This window comes from Pseudomonas sp. 3A(2025), from assembly GCF_054589175.1.
Genome location: NZ_BAAILM010000051.1, coordinates 1 through 19076 on the forward strand (window position 1 = coordinate 1; position 19076 = coordinate 19076).

The 19076-nt window shown below is 61.3% G+C and carries 15 protein-coding genes; 11 read left to right on the forward strand and 4 right to left on the reverse strand.

Going from position 1 to position 19076, the window contains the following annotated elements; all coding sequences use genetic code 11:
* Positions 1-106: 106 nt before the first annotated feature.
* The 3 genes from ACYP2A_RS20300 to ACYP2A_RS20310 form a co-directional block, all read right to left on the reverse strand.
* Positions 107-1135 carry an RHS repeat-associated core domain-containing protein gene (locus ACYP2A_RS20300; protein WP_459747627.1) on the reverse strand — a complete coding sequence of 343 codons (1029 nt, stop codon included), beginning with the start codon at positions 1133-1135 and terminating at the stop codon, positions 107-109.
* Between the two features lie 98 nt (positions 1136-1233).
* A complete protein-coding gene (locus ACYP2A_RS20305) occupies positions 1234-2304 on the reverse strand; it encodes an RHS repeat-associated core domain-containing protein (protein WP_459747628.1) in 1071 nt (356 codons plus the stop codon).
* Between the two features lie 119 nt (positions 2305-2423).
* Positions 2424-3485, reverse strand: coding sequence for an RHS repeat-associated core domain-containing protein (locus tag ACYP2A_RS20310; RefSeq protein WP_459747629.1), 1062 nt, complete (start codon positions 3483-3485; stop codon positions 2424-2426).
* Positions 3486-3653: 168 nt separating this feature from the next.
* Between ACYP2A_RS20310 and ACYP2A_RS20315 the strand changes: the two genes are divergently transcribed.
* Complete coding sequence (locus ACYP2A_RS20315) at positions 3654-4421, forward strand: N-acetylmuramoyl-L-alanine amidase (RefSeq protein WP_459747630.1); 768 nt, start codon at positions 3654-3656, stop codon at positions 4419-4421.
* A 77-nt stretch (positions 4422-4498) separates the two neighbouring features.
* Here ACYP2A_RS20315 and ACYP2A_RS20320 read toward each other — a convergent pair whose 3' ends face one another.
* Complete coding sequence (locus ACYP2A_RS20320; protein ID WP_459747632.1) at positions 4499-5560, reverse strand: GlxA family transcriptional regulator; 1062 nt, start codon at positions 5558-5560, stop codon at positions 4499-4501.
* A 208-nt stretch (positions 5561-5768) separates the two neighbouring features.
* Between ACYP2A_RS20320 and ACYP2A_RS20325 the strand changes: the two genes are divergently transcribed.
* From ACYP2A_RS20325 to ACYP2A_RS20370, 10 genes are all read left to right on the forward strand, one after another.
* A complete protein-coding gene (locus ACYP2A_RS20325; protein WP_459747633.1) occupies positions 5769-7160 on the forward strand; it encodes an NAD(P)/FAD-dependent oxidoreductase in 1392 nt (463 codons plus the stop codon).
* Positions 7161-7170: 10 nt separating this feature from the next.
* Positions 7171-8139, forward strand: a complete 969-nt coding sequence (locus ACYP2A_RS20330; protein WP_459747635.1) for an NAD(P)-dependent oxidoreductase — start codon at positions 7171-7173, stop codon at positions 8137-8139.
* A 93-nt stretch (positions 8140-8232) separates the two neighbouring features.
* The gene (locus ACYP2A_RS20335; protein ID WP_459747636.1) at positions 8233-9876 is read left to right on the forward strand and encodes an acetolactate synthase large subunit; all 1644 of its coding nucleotides are present in this window, start codon (positions 8233-8235) and stop codon (positions 9874-9876) included.
* A gap of 111 nt (positions 9877-9987) precedes the next feature.
* A complete protein-coding gene (locus tag ACYP2A_RS20340) occupies positions 9988-10938 on the forward strand; it encodes a LysR family transcriptional regulator (protein ID WP_459747637.1) in 951 nt (316 codons plus the stop codon).
* Between the two features lie 248 nt (positions 10939-11186).
* Complete coding sequence (locus tag ACYP2A_RS20345) at positions 11187-13661, forward strand: TonB-dependent receptor plug domain-containing protein (RefSeq protein ID WP_459747639.1); 2475 nt, start codon at positions 11187-11189, stop codon at positions 13659-13661.
* Positions 13662-13739: 78 nt separating this feature from the next.
* The gene (locus tag ACYP2A_RS20350; protein ID WP_459747642.1) at positions 13740-15200 is read left to right on the forward strand and encodes an FAD-dependent oxidoreductase; all 1461 of its coding nucleotides are present in this window, start codon (positions 13740-13742) and stop codon (positions 15198-15200) included.
* Positions 15197-16171, forward strand: a complete 975-nt coding sequence (locus ACYP2A_RS20355; protein ID WP_459747643.1) for an ABC transporter permease — start codon at positions 15197-15199, stop codon at positions 16169-16171. The genes ACYP2A_RS20350 and ACYP2A_RS20355 overlap by 4 nt, the downstream gene beginning before the upstream one ends.
* A complete protein-coding gene (locus ACYP2A_RS20360; RefSeq protein WP_459747645.1) occupies positions 16168-17061 on the forward strand; it encodes an ABC transporter permease in 894 nt (297 codons plus the stop codon). Before ACYP2A_RS20355 ends, ACYP2A_RS20360 begins: the two co-directional genes overlap by 4 nt.
* Complete coding sequence (locus tag ACYP2A_RS20365; protein ID WP_459747647.1) at positions 17058-18065, forward strand: ABC transporter ATP-binding protein; 1008 nt, start codon at positions 17058-17060, stop codon at positions 18063-18065. Before ACYP2A_RS20360 ends, ACYP2A_RS20365 begins: the two co-directional genes overlap by 4 nt.
* Positions 18055-19062, forward strand: a complete 1008-nt coding sequence (locus tag ACYP2A_RS20370; protein WP_459747649.1) for an ABC transporter ATP-binding protein — start codon at positions 18055-18057, stop codon at positions 19060-19062. Before ACYP2A_RS20365 ends, ACYP2A_RS20370 begins: the two co-directional genes overlap by 11 nt.
* The last annotated feature ends 14 nt before the right edge of the window (positions 19063-19076 follow it).

Consider the following 19076-nt stretch of genomic DNA (forward strand, 5'->3'; position numbering starts at 1 on the left):
GCTGACTGAGATCTCGGTATTGTCCGATTTGAATGGTGACGCGTTCTTCGATACTGAGTTCGGTATAAGACATCGCGGCACCTTACCGGAGGTAGAGGTGTTGCACTCAGTTTTTGCGGCCGCCGTTTCTAATGGCGTGCATGGATTGAGCGTTTGATACCGCCGCCGATGCTTCATTGAATGAGTTTTTTGCTTGCCAGTACCTCATGTATAACATCTGATCGATTTTGCGATTGCTCTCTTTATAAAGTCTTATAATGCGTCTCGCTTGTTGGAACTCTGTCTTGGTTTGTTCTTGAGCATAAATGAGTTTGCTGAGGTCGATTTTTTCGTTGCTCAAGATTCTGCCGGTTCTGGATTGAGAGGCCAGATTCGAATAGGCAGGGAGCTGGGTAGCGGTTTGCTGGGTTTTTGAAGTGCCGGCGGCCTTTGGAATGCTGATGAGGCTTTCAGTGCTTGTCATCGATGCCCGGGTGGACACAGTGTTCATTGATGACAGGGATCCAGTTGAAAATGATGCGTTTCTTAGATCAAAACTGAGCTGAATCTGACTTCGAGTCCTGATCAGCCCTACAGGTCGGAGAATTGCTTTCGCCCAATCCCAGATATGCCCTGTCGAATCCACTCGATTAACCGGATCCCCCACGCAATACGCATACGCATTCAACCCACCCTCGCCAAAAGGGCTCAAATTGTCCGGGCTGTTGAACCGCATCAACACCGGGTTGAACGCTCTATAACCATTGCCCAACAGATAGTGCCCGGTCGCTGGATCGCGTCGTTCGCCATTGAAGCCTGGCAGGTGCAAGGGCGCTTGAGCCGGGGCACGCGTGCCGTAAGGCGTATAGCCGAACGCATGCGGCTGATCGGCGCCAAGGGCATGGCTCACCGAGCCCGGCGTGTCAGTGGCAATCAATACGCGTTCATTGTTCCCGGCATCCTGCTGGTATTGGGCTAGCAACCGATCATCGGTTTGCAACCACGAGGTGCCGATCTGCCCCTGAATTTCAGTGGTCAGGCTGTTCAGGCGATAGAAGCAGCGCGTATCGTCTTGACCGAGCGGCAAACAGCTGGCCAGCCGATCAAGCGGATCGTAGCGGTAGCGGCACAACGGCTCGGGTTTTGAGAGGGACATTAGCGGATACCTTGAGCGGTCCTTTGCACAAAGAATCACCTCCCCAGTGAGTCTTGACTACCTGTCAAAAATACCAGTTACCCTCGAATGGTAATGCTTCACCTGCGAAAGTGAAGTAATGGGTTTCTCATTTCTTCAGGTGCAGGTCTTGCAAGATTAACCGTCAGGTTTTGATAACGTATCCAGCTTGCCTCGATCATAGGCTCTATCTCTTGGGACGTGTAGGTTCGCTCCAACGCTTTACGAGATGAGTATGAATATTTAATTTTATGTATATCTTCCGAGATTTTACTTGTTGAAAATGTATCTGGCTCAATGAGTTTGAGTTTTGATCTTTTGGGGCGTGTGAGATGTATTTTTATTTGGGTGTCAGATGCGCTTGATATTCTTTGTAGATTTGTTTGGTCGATCAGCTCAATCATGTGGGAGTCCATGGATGATTCAATGATTTTCTTTATGCCGGGAGACGTGTGATTGCTCCCCATGTAGACGCTTTTTATGCTCGGGTTCATGGACGCCAACGCTCGTTTTTTTAGGGGGATGGACATGTATTGGTTCTTCAGTGTTTTGATATCATTGAATAGCATTTGATCTGAGTATCTTAACGGGCGTTGAAGAAAGTAGGCCCCCAGCTTCATGATATGCCCGCTCGGATCCAACCGGTTCACCGGGTCCCCCCCACAATACCCATACGTATTTAACCCGCCCTCGCCAAACGGACTCAAACTGTCTGGGCTGTTGAAGCGCATCGACACCGGATTGAACGCCCGATAGCCATTGCCCAACAGATAATGCCCGGTCACCGGATCACGTCGTTCACCATTGAATCCCGGCAGGTGCAAGGGCGCTTGAGTCGGGGCGCGCGTGCCGTAAGGCATGTAACCAAACGCTTGGGGCTGATCGGCACCAAGGGCATGGATCACCGAGCCCGGCGCATCAGTGGCAATCAATACACTTTTATTCTCGCCCGATTCTTGCTGACACTGCGCGAGAAGCCGGTCTTGCGCCTGCAGCCACGAGATACCGACCTGTCCCTGAATTTCAGTGGTCAGCCTGTTCAGGCGATAGAAGCAGCGCGTGTCGTCTTGCCCGAACGGCAAACAGCTGGCCAGCCGATCCAGCGGGTCGTAGCGGTAGCGGCACAGTGGCTCGGGTTTTGGAATTGCCATGATCGGGTACCTTGAGCGGGGCCTTTGCGCTCAGGCTCCCCCTTTATGGTTGGCTTGGCTACCTGTCAGATTTGACCGGTAGCCAAGTGGTTCATACAACGACCTCCAGCCCTTTTTTCTCATGCTTTCCTTATTTCTGTGACGCTCAATGTGGATTTCCCCCCTAGTGCCGCACCGGTTTTGAGCGCTCCGGCTTGCGTAGCACTGGCGCTCATGGCCGCTGCCATGTTAACCACAGCTCCGGCAAGAGACGCGCGGGGGTGTGGGCTAGTGAATACCTCCCTAAACCATTTTAAAGACGAACGTGTATACGCTGTGGAGTCGCTTATCTGTCCTGTAGAGACTTTTTGAGCCAGCGACGCATAATACTCAGCATGGTTCAGTGGAAGACTCTGGTTGCTGGAGGGATAGGTGCTGAGGTTTCTGTTGACCATATCGACGCTTGCGCCAAATTGCGTAGCCCGCTCCTCGGGGCCCAATCCTTGTTGCAATGCTTTTCTGGGCGCAGACATCTCTGGAATCGAACCTGTATTTGGAATGAACGATTGATGAAGCGTTCGTACTATTCCCGGATCGCCCCCTACTGCAAACGTTACCGCATCATCAGCCGAGCGCTGAGAGCCTTGAAGCAGCTTGGACAGTTTGCCAAACATATGCCCCGACGGATCGATACGATTGACCGGGTCACCGCCACAGTAGACATAGGCATTGATCCCGCCCTTACCAAACGGGCTCAGGCTATCGGGCGAGTTGAAACGCATCAGCACCGGGTTAAAAGCACGTACGCCATTACCCAGCAAATAATGCCCGGTCACCGGATCGGGTCGCTCGCCATTGAAGCCCGGCAGGTGCAAGGGCGCTTGAGCAGGCTGACGGACACCGTAAGGCGTGTAGACAAATGACGGCTGCCGATAAGTATCCAGGGCGTGGAGTACCGAGCCTGGTTTGTCCGTAGCGATCAACAGGCTTTCAATCCTTTTTGCCTCTTGCCGCCATTGCGCAAGAAGCAGGCTTTCTATCTGCAACCTCGTAGTCCCGATCTGCCCCTGAATCTCAGTGGTCAGCCTGTTGGGGCGATAGAAGCAGCGCGTGTCAGCCTGCCCGAGCGGCAAGCAACTGGCCAGCCGATCAAGCGGGTCGTAGCGGTAGCGGCAAAGTGATTCGGGTTTTGGCAGGGACATGACCGGGTACCTTGAGCGGAGCCTGTGCACGCAGGTTCACCCTTTACGCCGGTCTTGCCTACCTGTCAGAAATAACAGGTAGCGGGCGGTATTTATCTATATCTGCAAGGCTTCAGAGACGGGGTAGGTTGAGGCCTCAACCCATTCTCCAGACAGAAACCACTTCTTATGTACATCATCGACTACAACAGCTATCGCTCCATCAAGGGCTTCAACCGCCGGGTTCGCTTTCTGATCCTGCATTACACGGCCGGGGCGTTCAAAGGCTCGGTCACGGCGCTCACCGGCCCTTCGGTCAGCGCGCATTACCTGGTGCCCGATCCCCTTGATAAAACCTACACCGACGCAGGTTTCAAGGACCTGCGAATTTTCAACCTGGTCGATGAAAACGAACGTGCCTGGCATGCCGGTGCCAGTGTCTGGGGCAGTCGCAACAACCTGAACGACACCTCCATCGGCATCGAAATCGTCAATGACGCCAGTTTCGATAAAGGCGTCTTCACCTTTCCCCCTTATAACGTGCAGCAAATCGAGGCGGTCAAGCAGTTGGCCCTGGATATCCTGCAGCGCTATCCCGACATGACGCCTGTCCATGTGCTGGGCCATAGCGACATTGCCCCCGGCAGAAAGAGTGACCCGGGTCCTGCGTTCCCCTGGAAAGAACTGCATGAAGCCGGCATTGGTGCCTGGTACGACGAGGCGACCAAACAGCGCTATCAAGTGCAGTTCAACCGCGAACTGCCTGCCAGGGCGCAGGTGCTGGCCAAACTGAAGGTCTATGGATACGACGTGTCAGGCGCGGGCACCGATAGCGGGTACCGCGCGTTGGTGAGAGCCTTGCAGCTACATTTCCGGCCTGAAAAATACGATGGCGCGCTGGATGCTGAAACAGCGGCCGTGCTGTACGCGTTGGTCGACAAGTATTTTCCGATGTAAGTGTTGAGCTACAAGCTACAAGCTACAAGCTGACCGCGCCCGGCTTGCCGCTTGTGGCTTACAGCTTGCAACTACCCCTAAACATCAAGCCCCACCGGCTCATCCTGCCAGTCGGCCTTGAACCGCTCCACCTCGTGTCGGCGCTTGCGGTACGAATACGGTGTTTCCCCGTACTGTTTGCGAAACCACAGAATGAAGTGCGAGGCATCGGAAAAGCCGCAGCTCAGGGCGATGGTGGTGATGTTCTGGCTGGTGTTGACCAGCAGGCGCCGGGCATGGTCCAGGCGCAGTTTGCGCCAGTAGTTGGCCGGTGGTTCCTGGGTGTTGGCGACGAACTCGCGGTGCAACTGGCGCGGCTGGGTGCCGACTGCCTGGGCGACGTCCTTGAGTGACATCGGCGTGTCCAGGTGGGCGCGCATGAAGGTAATGGCGCGGCTGACCCGGTCGTTTTCGTAGATGCTCGGCTGGCTGCCGGTGTGTGTCTCGGTGTCGGTCCGGGCTTCGACCAGCAGGTATTCCAGGCCCTTTTGTGCGCGCACCGCGCCGCAGTGGCGGCTGATCAGGCTGGCGGCCAGGTCGATGGCGGTGCCGCCGGGGCAGGTGATGATGCCGCCGTCGTCGACATAGCTTTTGTCCAGCACCGCAATGGCGTCCGGGAACAGTGTCTTGAACTCGTCGAGGATGGTGAAGTGCACCGCACAGCGTTTGCCGTCGAGCAGCCCGGCCTTGCCGAGCACGAACGAGGCCGAGCACAGGGCGATGATCGGCACCTTGGCTGCGTGCAGGTCGCGCAGCGCATCGAGCAGCCATTGCGGAGGGTTGCGGGTTTCGCCCATCAGCCCGCCGGCGATCACGATGTAGTCGTACTGCGCCCAGACATTCAGCGGCTTGGTGGGCGAGATCGGCATGCCGCAACTGGCCGTCACGGGCTCATCGAGGCAGGTCATCCAGTCCCACTGACAATGCACCTGCTGGCTTCGGAACGACTTGTCGGCAGCAAAGCGTAGCGAGTCGACCAGGCCTGCCACCGGCACCAGGGTGAAGTGGTTCAACAGAATGAAACCGACCCGCAAGTCCGGTTTTACCGGGGGTTGCACCGTGGCGTCCACGGCCGGGTCGAGCGCAAAAGAGTGAGCCATGATCGGTGTCTCCAAGGGGCCGGCATCGAGGGCGGCAAGGTCGATTCTAGGACTGCCCAAGGTGTCCTGCCTATCATATTTAGCCCGGTAAACAGGAGATCAAGGACACCGGGTCGCAATGTCCTATCAATTGTCATTGGCGTAATAGCCGCCCCTTTGTCGCGCTGCGCATCATGAAAGAAAAACCACTCATCAAGGCAGCTCTCATATGTACCGTGGATTCTGGTATGCGCAGGCCCTCGACCTGGACAGCGATCTTGCTCCAGCCCTGGAGGAATCGATGCAGGCCGACGTTTGCATCATCGGTGGCGGTTTTCTCGGGCTGTGGTCGGCGATTCGGCTGAAGCAGGCCAACCCGGAAAAGACCATCGTGATTGTCGAGCGCGACCGTTGCGGCGCCGGTGCCAGCGGGCGCAACGGCGGCATCGCCACCAACTGGTGGGGCAAGTACCTGTCGGTGCGCACCATCTGCGGGGATGTCGAGGCCCGGCGCATCTGTGAGGCGGCCGAGTCGGCCATCGACGAGATCGGCAGTTTTTGCGAAGAGCACGGCATCGATGCCCAGTACCGCAAGGACGGCTGGCTGTGGACCGCGACCAACCAACGGCAGATGAACTCGTGGAAGGTGCTGACCGACGGCCTGCAAAACCTGGGCGTCAACCCGTTTCAGGAACTGGACCGGCAGACGATTGCGGGCCGTGTCGGCTCGCCGCTGGTGCTGGGCGGTATCTATGACCGCAACGCTGCCACTGTGCAGCCGGCCATGCTTGCCCGTGGCTTGCGTCGGGTAGCGCTGAAGCTGGGGGTGAAAATCTTCGAAAAGACCCCGTTGACCCATCTGCAGCGTGGCGCGCATCCGGTGGTGCACACCAGCAAGGGCAAGGTGATGGCCGACCGGGTGGTCATTGCGATGAACGCCTGGGGCGCACAGTTTCCGGAGTTGCGGCGCATGATCGCGATCATGTCCAGCGACATGGTCGCCACCGCGCCGGTCAAGGCCAGGCTGGACGCCATCGGTTTCAGTCGGGGCGAGTGCATGACCGACTCGCGCACGGTGCTCAACTATTGGCGCAACACGCCGGATGGCCGCGTGGTGTTTGGCAAGCCGCTGGGCCAGTTCGGCTTTGCCGGGCGCATCGGCAACCTCTACGAAAAGCCCTCGCCGGCCGCCGACCGGGTGGCTGCCGAGTTGCGCAGGCTGTACCCGCAACTGTCCAGCGTACCGATCGTCAGCAGTTGGACCGGGCCGATCGACCGGGCCATGAAAGGCCTGCCCAATTTCGGCTACCTCGACCATCACCAGAACATCGCCTACGGCATCGGCTTTTCCGGCAACGGCGTGGCGACCACGGTGTTTGCCAGCCGGATCATCAAGTCGCTGGTCGAGCATGCCAACGACGAGTGGGGCAACTGCGGTCTGGTCAACCAGAAGATGAAGCTGCTGCCGCCCGAGCCGTTGCGTTTCTTTGGTGCGCACATGGTGCGCGATGCGCTGGTGCATAAAGAGTCACTGGAGGACCACGACCGCGATGCCGGTTTTATCACTAAGCGCCTGGTGGCCATGGCGCCGGCCGGCTATGTACCGGCGCAGAAAAAATAAGGAGCGCAGCGTGAGCGAACACATCGTATTTCTCGACGACGACGGCCTGGCACCGTCCACCCGCCTGAAGCGCCCGGGCGTGGCGCACACCTGGCAACAGTACGCCTACACCCACCCCGAGCAGGTGCTCGAGCACTTGCGCGACGCGACCATTGCGCTGACCTGCAGCGTGCCGCTGCGTGAAGAACACCTACGCCAGTTGCCGAAGCTGAAGATGATTTCGCTGGCCCTGACCGGCCGCGACATCGTCGATGTCGACTACTGCGAAGCCTGCGGCATCGTCGTCTCCAGCGTGCCGGGCTACGCTGCCAATACCGTGGCCGAACACAGCCTGGCGATGATCTTCGAGCTGTTCCGGCGCCCGGCGGCGTTCACCCGGCTGATGCGTCAGGTGCATGCCGGCAAGGCCGAGTACAAGAACATTTATTTCGACCACCGCATCCGCGATGTGCGCGGTCGCCAGTTGGCGATCATCGGCAGCGGCCCGATTGCCCTGCGTCTGGCCGAGCTGGCCCGTGCGCTGGGCTTGCAGGTCGTGTTCGAGGACCGTGGCGGCAAACGTCGCGGTGCCGATTGCCGGCCACTGGCCGAGCTGTTGAAAAGCTGCGATGTGCTGTCGATCAACTGTCCGCTGACCGCCGAAACCCACAACCTGATCGATACCGCCGAACTGGCCCTGATGAAGCCCGATGCGCTGGTAATCAACACCGGGCGCGGTGGCATCGTCAACGAGGCCGCGCTGATCGCCGCCTTGCAGGCCGGTCGTCTGGGCGGTGTGGCGCTGGATGTGGTCGAGCACGAGCCGCTGCACCCGAGCAACCCGCTGTTCGCGCTGATCGAGCGCGATGACTTCATTCTCAACCCGCACATTGCCTGGAGCAGCGAAGACGCCATGCAGCAATTGATGGACCGCGCTGTGGATAACATCAGCGATTTCGTCGCCCGGCAACCGGGTGCGTCATTTGTGCGCACGGGTTAAAACCGCTTATCAGATCGTTGGCGCGCTGTTACTTTCTGTGTCGGGAGCGCGTCTATCCTCCCGTAGCCCACCCAACCAATGATGAGGAGCATCATGGCCAAGGCCGCCGACGTGGTAGTGCAATGTCTGGAAAATGAAGGCGTCGAGTACGTTTTCGGTATTCCCGGTGAAGAGAACCTCGACCTGCTCGAGTCCCTGCGCAAGTCGCAGATCAAGCTGGTGCTGACTCGCCACGAGCAGTCCGCTGGCTTCATGGCCGCCACCTATGGCCGTCTGACCGGCAAGACGGGTGTCAGCCTGTCGACCCTGGGCCCCGGTGCCACCAACCTGGTCACTGCTGGCGCCTATGCATACCTGGGCGGTATGCCGATGTTGATGATTACCGGCCAAAAGCCGATCAAGAAATCCAAGCAGGGCCGCTTCCAGATCCTGGATGTGGTCGGCATGATGCAGCCACTGACCAAGTACACTCATCAGTTGGCATCCGCGGACAACATCCCGTCCCGCGTGCGTGAGGCCTTCCGCCTCGCCGAAGAAGAAAAACCGGGTGCCGTGCACCTGGAGCTGCCTGAAGACATCGCTGCCGAACAGACCGACGTGCTGCCGATTCCGCGCAGCCTGCAGCGTCGTCCGCTGGCCGAGCACAAGTCGATCGAGGCTGCCGTTGCCAAGCTCAAGACTGCGCGCAGCCCGATCCTGGTGATCGGTGCCGGTGCCAACCGCAAGATGACCGCCAAGGTTCTCAAGCAACTGATCGACCAGACCGGTATCCCGTTTGTCACCACGCAAATGGGTAAAGGCGTTGTCGACGAGCGCCACCCGCGCTTCCTCGGTAACGCTGCGCTGTCGTCCGGTGACTTTGTACACCGCGCCGTCGAAGCCGCCGACCTGATCATCAACATCGGCCACGATGTGATCGAGAAGCCGCCGTTCTTCATGGTCCGTGGCGGCACCGAAGTGATCCACATCAGCTTCCGCTCGGCTGAAGTCGATGCGGTGTACTTTCCGCAGATCGAAGTGATCGGCGACATCGCCAACGCCGTGTGGCAGATCGGTGAAGCGCTGGAAGGTGTGTCTCACTGGGACTTCACCCGCCTGCTGGCCATCCGTGAAGCCAACGAAGCACAGATCGCCGAAGGCGCCGACGATAACCGTTTCCCGGTGTATCCACAGCGTCTGGTGGCCGACATCCGTCGTGCGCTGCCTAGCGAAGGCATCGTGGCGCTGGACAACGGCATCTACAAGATCTGGTTCGCCCGCAACTACAAGGCGCACAAGCCGAACACCGTGCTGCTCGACAACGCCCTGGCGACCATGGGCGCAGGCTTGCCATCGGCCATGGCCTCGCACCTGGTGTACCCGGACCGTCCGGTGATCTCGGTGTGCGGTGACGGCGGCTTCATGATGAACAGCCAGGAGCTGGAAACGGCTGTTCGCCTGAAGATGAACCTGACCGTGGTGATCCTGCGTGACGACGGCTACGGCATGATCCGCTGGAAGCAAGCCAACATGGGCTTCACCGATTTCGGCCTGGACTACGGCAACCCTGACTTCGTCAAATACGCCGAAGCCTACGGTGCCTATGGTCATCGCGTCGAAAGCGCCGAAGGCTTCCTGCCGCTGCTGGAAAAATGCATCAGCACCCCGGGCGTACACGTGATCGACTGCCCGGTCGATTACAGCGAAAACGACCGCATCCTCAACACCGAACTGCGCGAGCGCAGTCTGGCGGTGTAAGGCTGTTGCCAGGCAACACATCCGTGTTGCCTGGCTTGGTCCCTGCGTGCGATACGCAAAACAAACCTGTACGCTCGCGCCTTTGTCGATTCCCATCGAAAAGGAGCTCATGTGGACCTGCGTCAACTCGAAGCCTTTGCCGCCGTGATGTCGGCCGGAAGTGTCACCGGCGCCGGGCAGATGCTCGGGCGTTCGCAGCCGACCATCACCCGCCAGATTCAGGAACTTGAACAGGAACTGGGCTTTGCCCTGTTCGAGCGCAGTGGCCCGAAAGTCACCCCCACCCAGAAAGCCTTCCAGATGACCGCCGAGGTCGAAAGTGCCCTGCAAGGCTTTCGCCATGTGCATCAGCGCGCGCTGAACATTGCCCGCGACGAAAACCGCAGCCTGCGTCTGGTCGCCACGCCGGCCCTGGCCGCCGGCCTGTTGCCCCCGGCGCTGGCGCGTCTGCCCGAGCATCTGCGTGCGCAGCAGTTGCAGATTCACAGCCTGTCGCCGGAAGCGGCGGTGCAGGCCGTCTTGTCGAAAACCTTCGATCTGGGCGTGATCAGCCTGCCGCTGGAACACCGCGGCCTTGAGCTGCACTGGATCGGCGAAGCGCCTTGCGTGGCGGTCGTGCCCGAAGACAGCCCGCTGGCCGCCTACCCGGTGTTGGGCATGGCGCAACTGGCCGAGCAGACCCTGATCAGCATCTCCAACCCGTTTCGCTTTCGTCGGCGCATCAACAAGGCCTTCGAAAACGCAGGCCTTGAGCCGCAGCATATTCTCGACACCAACACCTCGCTGATCGCCATGCAAATGGCCCGTGCAGGTCTGGGCGTCGCCCTGGTCGACCCGTTCACCGCCTACGGCGTACCGCTGCAAGGCGTGGTGGTGCGCTCGATCGAAGCCAGCGTTCCGTTCTATTTCGGCCTGGTATCAGCCCACGCCAGCCCCCTCTCCGAAGTCGCCCGCGCACTGGCCGACAGCCTGCAGGTGTCCTCGCAGGCCTTGCTGCCCGGCATGACCCTGCACCCCGCCAGTCGTCACGACATGCTGATGCAAGCGATCTACGCCGGCTGACCCTTCTGGCGTCATCGTCCGAATGACGCCTCATATCTCCATATCGAATATCCATAGAATTTCTAATTTCTTGTGGCGATAAAAATCGCCGCTTAGTATTCGTATACCAAATTCAATGGCTTTAAATATTTGAAAAATGGATTGTATGGCTCACACAACAATCCAGATACGCGGGCATCCAGCCGACCTCGGCAAATCGCCGCACTGCCAGATTCACTTTTCACGGCGACTTGTCGGAGGGGATGTTCATGCAAGTAAAGTTTTCAAAGGTCTCGGCGCCCGCGCTGTTGACCCTGGCCGGGCTGTACTGGACGGGCACTGCACACGCAGCGCCGCAGGGCAGTGAAGAAACCACCCAGTTGCAGACCGTGGTCTCGGTGGGTAACCGCGGTGTCGAGCGCACCGTGGCCGAAAGCGCGGTGCCCATCGATGTGATCGGCGGCCAGGACCTGGAAAAGCAGGGCGCCAGCGTCAGTCTTCGCGATGCTCTGGCTAATCTGCTGCCTTCGTTCAACGTCGCCAAGGTCACCGGCGGCGCTTACAGCAACGTCGCACGCGCGGCCGGCTTGCGCGGTCTGGGCGGCGGTTATGTGCTGGTCCTGGTCAACGGCAAGCGCCGCCACGGCGGTTCGGTGGCGTCGGAAAACTCGGTACTGATCGAAGGCTGGAACCCGGCCGACCTCGACCTGATTCCGGTCGCGGCGGTCGACCGCGTCGAAGTGCTGCGCGACGGCGCGGCAGCGCAGTACGGTTCTGACGCAATTGCCGGGGTGATCAACATCATCCTGAAAAAAGACAGCAGCGGCGGCAGCGCCACCACGCTGGCCGGGCGTCGTTCCGGCTACCACGGCGTGGGCTCCAACGGCGAAACCTACCAGCAGAGCATCAACAAGGGTTTCGAGCTGCCCAATGGCGGCTTCTTCAATTTCACCCTCGATGCCAAGAACCAGGACAGCACCAAGCGCTCTGCCGAGGCCACCGGCAGCTTTTACTACCCGATCAATGGCCAGCCCGACCCGCGTGAAAACACTGTGGAACGCCGCAGCTTTGGTGGCGGCCTGCCGGAAATCGAGCAGTACAACCTGGCCTACAACGCCGAACTGCCGCTGACCGACGACACCTCGCTGTACTCGTTCAGCACCCTGGGCAAGCAGGACGCGCTGGTGTCGATCGGTTTTCGCCGGCCCAACTCCAACACCATCGTCAACGAGCTGTATCCCGATGGCGTGGCGCCGAACTTTACCTTCGAAAGCCTCGACTACCAGACCGTGGTCGGCGCACGTGGCAAGGATATCGCCGGCTGGGACTGGGACCTGAGCACCTCGTACAGCCGCAACAAGCAAAAGCAACTGACCGACAAGAACCTCAACCCGTCGCTGGGCACCTCAAGCCCGACCGACTTCTGGTTGCAGACCAACACCTTCGATCAGTGGACCACCAACCTGGACCTCAACCGCACGCTGGACATCGGCCTGCGCAACCCGCTGACCTTTGCCACCGGTCTAGAGCACCGCTTCGAGCACTACCGCACCGAATCCGGCGACCCGGAATCGTACAGCAACGGCGGCTACACCTACCCGGTCGGCCACCCGCGTGCCGGCCAGCAAGCGGCCATCGGCGCCCTGGGTAACTACCTGCTGCTGCCCGAAGACGAAGTCGACCTGCGCCGCAGTAACAGCGCCGCCTATGTCGACCTGGGCCTGGACGTCACCGACAAATGGTTTATCGGCGCGGCGGGGCGCTTCGAGCACTACACCGACAGTTCGGGCAACACCTGGAACGGCAAGCTCTCGACCCGTTATGCGTTCACCCCGGAACTGGCCGCACGCGGTGCGCTGAGCACCGGTTTCGTCGCGCCGTCGATGGTCCAGCAAGGCTACGCCAAGACCGGTCTGGGCCGGCGCACCATTGGCAACGAAACCCGCGACATCATGATCAAACGTGTGCAGCCCGACTCGGCGATCGGTATTGCGTTGGGCGCCGAAGACCTGGAACCGGTGCGCTCGCAAAGCCTGTCGGCCGGCCTGACCTGGAACCCGGTGAAGAACCTCAACGTCTCGCTGGACGCTTACCTGATCGACCTTGAAGACCGCATCGCACTGATCAGCCCGCTGCAAGGCGCGGCCGTCGACCGCATTCTGGCCTCCTACGGTTTCTCGCATGTGCAGCAGGTGCAGTACTACGCCAACGCCTTCGACACCCGCACCCGCGGTGTCGATCTGGTGGTCGACTACACCCAGCACCTGGGCGAATTCGGTCGCCTGCGCTGGAACCTGGGTGCCAACTGGAACAAGGCGACCATCACCGACCAGAAAGACAACCCGGCGCAGTTGCAGAGCCTGGGCCTGTCGCGCTTCGACCGCACCGAACTGGGCGGCATCACCGACCTGACCCCGAAAACCAAGTTCCTGCTCGGCCTGAACTGGCAAGTCGGCGACTGGGACGCCGGCGTGCGTACCACCCGTTACGGCGAAGTCAAGAAACTGGGCAGCTCAAGCGGCGGCGTCGACGAACGCTTCGGCGCCAAGTGGATCACCGACGTCGATGTCGGCTACCAGATCACCGACAACGTGCGCGTCTCGCTGGGCGCCGACAACGTGTTCAACGTCTACCCCGACAAACACACCGTGGTCGATGTTTCCGGCGGCTCGTACTACTCGTCGATCTCACCGTTCGGCTCGTACGGCGCGTTTTACTACAGCCGTCTGAACATCGATTTCTGATTCAACGAATGGCGCCGTATCGCGGATACGGCGCCATTCGCATGACACACGTTTTTTCATTTCTATCGAGACTGCACAATGCCTGACACCCATACCCCTATCGGCCTGCCTGCTCTGGAAGCACGCTTGCGCGAAGATCTGGAATGGCTCGGCCTCCCCGCACACCCCTGGGTCAAGACCCATCGCCACAACGACACCGACCTGCTGGACGTGGCGATCATCGGCGCCGGCATGGCCGGCATGGCCGCCGCTGCCGAGCTGCATCACCTGGGCGTGCGCACCGTGCTGTTCGATCAGGCCGAACAAGGCTTTGAAGGACCGTGGGCAACCACGGCACGCATGCAAACCCTGCGTTCGCCCAAACAACTGGCCGGCCCCGCACTGGGCTTGCCGGCACTGACCTTTCGCGCCTGGTTTCAGGCGCGTTTCGGTCTTGAACAATGGCAGGCGCTGGACAAGATCCCGCGCCTGCAATGGGCCGAGTACCTGCGCTGGTATCGCCAAGTGCTCAAGCTCGATGTGCGTAACCAGAACCGCATCGCCAGTGTGCAACCGACCGGCGAGGGTTTTGTGCGCCTGCTCATAGACACGCCTACCGGGCGCGTCGAGCAACTGGCCCGTCATGTGATTCTCGCCACCGGCCGCGATGGCATGGGCGGGCCGTGGGTGCCTGAACTGGCGCATGCGCTGCCGCGTCAGTACTGGGCGCATTCGGCCGACGGCCTGCAAGACGCCTGGTTTGTCGGTAAGCGCGTGGCGGTGATCGGCGGCGGCGCCTCGGCGATGGACGCTGCCGGTACGGCGCTGGAAGCCGGCGCGACCTCGGTCGATCTGCTGGTGCGCCGGCGTGAACTGCCGCGCATCAACAAGGGTAAAGGCGCCGGCAATCCGGGCATGACCCACGGCTACTGGCGCCTGCCCGATGCCTGGAAGTGGCGCATCCGCGAATACCTCAACACCCAGCAAACCCCGCCGCCGCGCGGCAGTACCTTGCGCGTGGCACGGCATGCCAATGCCCGCTTGCTGCTTGATAACGCGCTGGAAGCGGTCGAACTCGACAGCCTCGGCCAGTTGCAGGTGCGCACCTCGCAGGCCCACCTGACCTGTGACTTCATCGTGTTTGCCACCGGCTTTCGCAGCGATCTCGACAAGCGCCCGGAATTCGCGCCGTTCGCTGCGCACATCCGCAAATGGTCCGAGCGTTTCCCGCTGCCGGCCGAGCATCAGCACAGTGAAACCGCGCAGTTGCCCGATCTCGGTCCGCTGTTCGAGTTCCTGCCGCGCACGCCCGGCGCCTGTCCGGGCCTTGAGCGCATTCATTGTTTCAACTACCCGGCAGCACTGACCTACGGCGGCGTATCCGGTGATATTCCGGCGATCAGCGACGGCGCCAAACGCATCGCCCAGGCGCTGGCCGGGCAACTGTTCAATGAAGACATCGAGGCGCATTTCTCTGACATGCAGCACTACGCCGAACCGGAACTGATCGGTGATGAATGGCTGGCCGGCAGCCTGCGCGCCGAAGAGCGCCGCCCATGACCGGCTGGCTGCTGCGCCGCGTGGGCCAGGCGTTTCTGGTGCTGGTGTTGATGTCGCTGATTGTCTTTATCGGCCTCAATGCCATCGGCAACCCGCTGGACATTCTGATCGGTGAAGACCTCAACCAGGCCGAACGCGCAGCGGCCATCGCCCGGCTGGGCCTGGACCAGCCGCTGTGGCAGCAATACCTGCACTTTGTCCGCGGTGCGCTGGACGGCCATCTGGGCAAAAGCTACGTGCATCACGAAGACGCCCTGCAACTGGTGCTGCACCGCTTGCCGGCCACCATCGAACTGGCGGTCACTGCCTTGTTGCTGGCGGTGTTCGTCGGCGTACCGCTGGGCCTGTTTGCCGGGCTGTACCCGGAGCATCCGTTTTCGCGGCTGTTGATGGCGACCAGCATCATCGGTTTCTCGCTGCCCTCGTTCTGGGTCGCATTGATGCTGGTGTTGCTGTTCTCGGTGCATCTGGGCTGGGTGCCGGCCAGCGGCCGTGGCGAAACCCGCGAATTGTTCGGCATCCAGTGGTCATGGCTGACCCTCGATGGCCTGCATCACTTGCTGCTGCCGGCACTGAATCTGGCGCTGTTCAAGGTCTCGCTGATCCTGCGCCTGACCCGCGCCGGGGTGCGCGAAGTGCTGCCGCAGGACTTTGTGCGCTTTGCCCGGGCCAAGGGCCTGTCGCCACTGCGCGTGGTGGTCATGCACGTGCTGCGCAACACGCTGATTCCGCTGGTCACCGTGCTGGGGCTTGAGCTGGGCTCGACCATCGCCTACGCGGTGGTCACCGAAAACATCTTTGCCTGGCCCGGTTCCGGCAAGTTGATTCTGGACAGTATCAACAGCCTGGACCGCCCGGTGGTGGTGGCTTACCTGATGGTCGTGGTGGTGATTTTCGTCACCCTCAACCTGATCGTCGACGTTCTGTACCGCGTGCTTGACCCGCGGGTTCGCCTGGAGGCCGCGCGATGAGCCGTGCCGTATCGATCGTCTCGCCCTGGCAACGTGCTGCGGGCGATTTCCTGCGGGCGCCGTCGGCGTGGCTGGGCCTGGTGCTGTTGCTCGGCATCGTCCTGCTGGCGGTGCTGGCGCCGTGGATCACCCCGCAAAACCCTTATGACCTGCTGCAACTGGACGTGCTCGATGCGCGCCTGGCACCGGGCAGCGAAAGCTCCAGCGGCGGCTTCACCTATTGGCTGGGCACCGACGGCCAGGGCCGCGACCTGTACTCGGCCATCGCCTACGGCCTGCGCATCAGTCTGGTGGTGGGCCTGGGCTCGGCGCTGATTGCCGCCGTGGTCGGCACGGTGATCGGTCTGATCGCCGCCTATACCGGCGGCTGGGTCGATGCGCTGCTGATGCGCCTGGTCGACCTGCTGCTGTCGTTCCCCGGCATTCTCATGGCGCTGATGATTCTGGCCTGGCTGGGCAAGGGCGTCGGCAACGTGATGCTCACCCTGGTGGTGCTGGAATGGGCCTATTACGCGCGTACCGCGCGTGGTCAGGCGCTGGTCGAAAGCGGTCGCGAATACGTCGAGGCCGCACGCGGGCAGGGCATCAACCGTTCGCGGATTCTGCTCGGGCACATTCTGCCCAACTGCCTGCCGCCGCTGATCGTCATCGGCGCCCTGCAGATTGCCCGCGCCATCACCCTGGAAGCGACCCTGTCGTTTCTCGGCCTGGGCGTGCCGATCACCGAGCCGTCGCTGGGTCTGCTGATCGCCAACGGCTTTCAATTCATGCTCGGCGACGAGTACTGGATCAGCGTGTTTCCGGGTCTGGCGTTGCTGCTGACCATTGTTGCCATCAACCTGGTGGGCGACCGCCTGCGCGATGTGCTCAACCCGAGGCTGCAATCATGAGCGCATCCCCAGTCACACCCTTGACCCTTGAAGTGCGCAACCTCAGCGCCGGTTTTCAGACCCGCGAAGGCTTGCTACCCGCCGTGCGCGACCTGTCGCTGCGTCTTGCGCCGGGGCGCATTCTCGGTTTGGTGGGCGAGTCCGGTTCAGGCAAATCGGTCACCGGTTTCTCGATCATCGGCCTGCTCGACACGCCGGGACGCATCAGTGCCGGCGAGATCATTTTTCAGGGCCGCGACCTGCGCAGCCTCAAGGCCCGTGAGCTGCGCGCGCTGCAAGGCAACCGACTGGCGATGATTTTCCAGGACCCGATGATGACCCTCAACCCGGTGCTGCGCGTCGACACGCAGATGATCGAAGCGGTGCGTGCGCATCAACCGGTCAGCCAGGCCGAAGCCCGTGAGCTGGCGCGTTCGACCCTGGCCGCGATGGGCATCGCCAGCCCTGAAGAACGCCTGCGTGCTTATCCGCATCAACTGTCGGGCGGTATGCGTCAGCGCGTGGCGATTGCCATTGCGCTGCTGCATCGCCCGGACCTGATCATCGCCGATGAGCCGACCACCGCGCTGGACGTGACCATTCAGGCGCAGATTCTTGCAGAGGTACAAACCCTGGTGCGCGAGCAGGGCACCGCGCTGGTGTGGATCACCCACGATTTGTCGGTGGTCGCAGGCCTGGCCGATGAGGTGGCGGTGATGTACGCCGGGCGCATCGTCGAGCAAGGGCCGGTCGACGCCTTGCTCGATGACCCGCAGCACCCGTACACCCAAGGCCTGATCGACAGCCTGCCGAGCCGCAACCGGCGCGGCGAACGCTTGCGGCAGATCCCCGGCATGGCGCCGTCGCTGGGCAACCTGCCGCCCGGTTGCGCCTTCGCCCCGCGTTGCCCGCGCGCCAGCGAGGTTTGCCGCGAAGAGCCGCCGCTGCACACCCTCGACCCTGGTCGCAGCGTGCGTTGCTTCCATCCCGGCAGCCGATCCGAGGAGCCCGTTCATGCTCAATGAAACCCCTTTGATCGAACTGCAACAGATCAGCAAGGAATTCGGCGGCCAGCCAGCGGGCATCGTTGGCCGGGCGCTGCAACGCTTTGGCCTGAGCCGCGCTGTGCCGGTGACCCGCGCCGTCGACAGCGTTGACCTGCACATCCGCCGCGGTGAAGTGGTGGGTTTGGTCGGCGAGTCTGGCTGTGGCAAATCCACCCTGGCGCGCATCGCCGCCGGCCTGTCGTCCGGCACCCGTGGTCGTGTGCTTTTCGACGGTCGCGAGCTGGACAGCCTGCCGACTGCCGAGCGTCAGGCGGCGCGGCTTAACGTGCAGATGATTTTTCAGGACCCGTATTCGAGCCTTAACCCGCGCCTGCGCATCGACCGTATCGTCGGCGAAGGCGCGCGTTTGCATGGCCTGACGGATTCTGCCGGTTTCGACGATTACGTCAGCGCGCAGATGCAGCGTGCAGGCCTCGACCCGGCCTTGCGTCTGCGTTACCCGCACCAGTTCAGCGGCGGCCAGCGCCAGCGCATCGGCATCGCCCGTGCCCTGGCGGTGCAGCCGCAAGTGCTGGTGTGCGATGAGTCGGTGGCGGCGCTGGACGTGTCGATCCAGGCGCAGATTCTCAACCTGTTCATGGACCTGCGCGAGCAACTGGGCCTGACCTATCTGTTCATCAGCCACGACCTGGGCGTGGTCGAGCACCTCTGTGACCGGGTGGTGGTGATGTACCTGGGCCGGGTCGTGGAGCAGGCCTCGGTGGATGACCTGTTCGCCCGGCCGAATCACCCGTACACCCAGGCGTTGCTGGCGCAGATTCCGCGTTTTGAAACCCGGCGCAGCCAGTACACGCCGATCAAGGGCGAAATGCCCAGCCCGCTGGCACCGCCGTCGGGCTGTCATTTTCACCCCCGTTGTCCGTACGCCAGCGCGCGTTGCCGCGAGCAGGCGCCACCGTTGCAAGAAATAGCGCCGGGGCACTTCAGCGCTTGCCATCTCAACCACGAACTTTGAACGAGGAAACCTCC

What these genes read in the sequence shown, in the direction of transcription:
- ACYP2A_RS20355 (WP_459747643.1), top strand. Translation starts at nt 15,197, where the DNA reads ATGACCGGCTGGCTGCTGCGCCGCGTGGGCCAGGCGTTTCTGGTGCTG.
- ACYP2A_RS20305 (WP_459747628.1), bottom strand. Translation starts at nt 2,304, where the DNA reads ATGGCAATTCCAAAACCCGAGCCACTGTGCCGCTACCGCTACGACCCG.
- ACYP2A_RS20320 (WP_459747632.1), bottom strand. Translation starts at nt 5,560, where the DNA reads ATGGCTCACTCTTTTGCGCTCGACCCGGCCGTGGACGCCACGGTGCAA.
- ACYP2A_RS20325 (WP_459747633.1), top strand. Translation starts at nt 5,769, where the DNA reads ATGTACCGTGGATTCTGGTATGCGCAGGCCCTCGACCTGGACAGCGAT.
- ACYP2A_RS20300 (WP_459747627.1), bottom strand. Translation starts at nt 1,135, where the DNA reads ATGTCCCTCTCAAAACCCGAGCCGTTGTGCCGCTACCGCTACGATCCG.
- ACYP2A_RS20370 (WP_459747649.1), top strand. Translation starts at nt 18,055, where the DNA reads ATGCTCAATGAAACCCCTTTGATCGAACTGCAACAGATCAGCAAGGAA.
- ACYP2A_RS20350 (WP_459747642.1), top strand. Translation starts at nt 13,740, where the DNA reads ATGCCTGACACCCATACCCCTATCGGCCTGCCTGCTCTGGAAGCACGC.
- ACYP2A_RS20310 (WP_459747629.1), bottom strand. Translation starts at nt 3,485, where the DNA reads ATGTCCCTGCCAAAACCCGAATCACTTTGCCGCTACCGCTACGACCCG.
- ACYP2A_RS20365 (WP_459747647.1), top strand. Translation starts at nt 17,058, where the DNA reads ATGAGCGCATCCCCAGTCACACCCTTGACCCTTGAAGTGCGCAACCTC.
- ACYP2A_RS20345 (WP_459747639.1), top strand. Translation starts at nt 11,187, where the DNA reads ATGCAAGTAAAGTTTTCAAAGGTCTCGGCGCCCGCGCTGTTGACCCTG.
- ACYP2A_RS20315 (WP_459747630.1), top strand. Translation starts at nt 3,654, where the DNA reads ATGTACATCATCGACTACAACAGCTATCGCTCCATCAAGGGCTTCAAC.
- ACYP2A_RS20335 (WP_459747636.1), top strand. Translation starts at nt 8,233, where the DNA reads ATGGCCAAGGCCGCCGACGTGGTAGTGCAATGTCTGGAAAATGAAGGC.
- ACYP2A_RS20360 (WP_459747645.1), top strand. Translation starts at nt 16,168, where the DNA reads ATGAGCCGTGCCGTATCGATCGTCTCGCCCTGGCAACGTGCTGCGGGC.